The sequence below is a fragment of the Clostridium sp. SHJSY1 genome (genome assembly GCF_031626875.1).
Taxonomy (GTDB): domain Bacteria; phylum Bacillota; class Clostridia; order Clostridiales; family Clostridiaceae; genus Clostridium.
In genome coordinates, this window is the sequence record NZ_JANDMF010000116.1 from 1 (window position 1) to 1,632 (window position 1,632).

A 1,632-nucleotide genomic window follows, 5' to 3' on the forward strand; every position below is an offset into this window, starting at 1 on the left:
AAGGGGCTGTCGCATTAGCGGATTAAAATCCGTTAGCGATAGCTCCCTTTTTGAATTTTACACACCATTTTATATATGCTATATTTTTACGATTTTAAAATTTCTAAAAATGGACGCACTTTAATAAGCCTATTTGAAAGACTTTTTTTTAATTAAATTTATACAGATTTTTTTAATTCAAATAGATGCTTACCAGTTCGATCTGCTTGAATTTTATTATGTAACTTATTTACATTATGTGCCATAGCAAGAAGTATACTTTCAGCTAATACATTCTGTTGTCCGCGACACATGAATCTTCTAAAACTCATGTCTTGCTTTATCTGGGCAAAAGAACCCTCAGCTTGTATACTCCTATTTACTCTAAGTAGACATCCTTCATTACTTATAATTCTTTCTAAATCTTCATTTCTTTGAAGATTGAATTTTTTTGATGTTTCAAATCTTTTAGTTCTTTCTTCTAATGGTACTTTGGAGTTATTACCTTTTATACAACTACTTTTATAACTACAATTAGAACAATCTTCGCAAACATATACTGTTTTTTCACTTGCGTATCCTGTTTTAGATTTTCTTATTTTTACACCATCTACTTTCAGTTTTTTGTTATTTTTACATATGTAATAATCTTCTTGTTCATTGTAAATCATGTTTTCTATTTTACTAATATCATTTTTATATTTTCTTTTTTTTGATACTTCATAATTAGCTGGTTTAATAAAAGCTATTTGATTATTTTCTTCAATAAATGAGTAGTTTTGTTCACTTTCATATCCGGCATCTGCAACTATTTTTAAATATTTTAAATTCAGATTTTTTTCCATGCTTTCAAGAAAAGGTATAAGTGTTGTTGTGTCTGTTGGCTTTGATTCAATAGTGAGCCATGTTATATATTCTGAATCTACTCCATGCTGCAAATTATAAGCTGGTTTAAGTTGTCCGTTTTTCATAGCATCTTCTTTCATTCTCATAAATGTAGCATCAATATCAGTCTTTGAATAACTGTTACGATTACCGCAAGTGTATACTTTTTTTGTATATTCTTTAAACTTTGAAAGATATTCCTCAAGAGCTTCAATTGATCGCTGTAATTGTGATTTTCTTTTTCCACAACCATGTACAAATTCTATTTCTTCAGATTTTTTTAGTGTATACAGCTTCTTTCTAAGCTTTTTCACATGTTTCATTTGCACAGTATTTCTATAAGCAACCCTAATATCATAAAGTTCCTCGCACTCTTTTACAAGGTCGGCTATTTTTATTAGTAGTTTTCCCATGTTTTTTGTAACAGCTTTTTTCCAAACAAAGGTGTATTTGTTTGCACAAGCTTCAATTTTTGTACCATCAATAAAGATAGCTTCTCCAGAAATTTCTCCAATATCATAAAGAAAATTACTCATCTGAGCAAGAATACTTTCTGAATATGGAGCAAAATGCAATGTTCTGAATCTTGCAATTGTTGCATGATCTGGGACAGTTGAATCTTCAAGTAAAAACATAAAATTAACATCTCTACGACATGCAGTTTCAATTTTTCGCGATGAATAAAGGTTATTCATGTAAGCATAAAGCATGATTTTCAACATTTTTCTTGGCGATACTTGATTTTCCTTTATCTTGGAATAAGTCGAA

1 protein-coding gene is annotated in these 1,632 nt (G+C 29.4%); it reads right to left on the minus strand.

Annotated features, from left to right (window positions below):
* Window positions 1-158: 158 nt before the first annotated feature.
* Window positions 159-1,632: IS1182 family transposase (locus NNC19_RS23370; protein ID WP_310941094.1), on the minus strand; the 1,474-nt coding region annotated here is incomplete at its 5' end.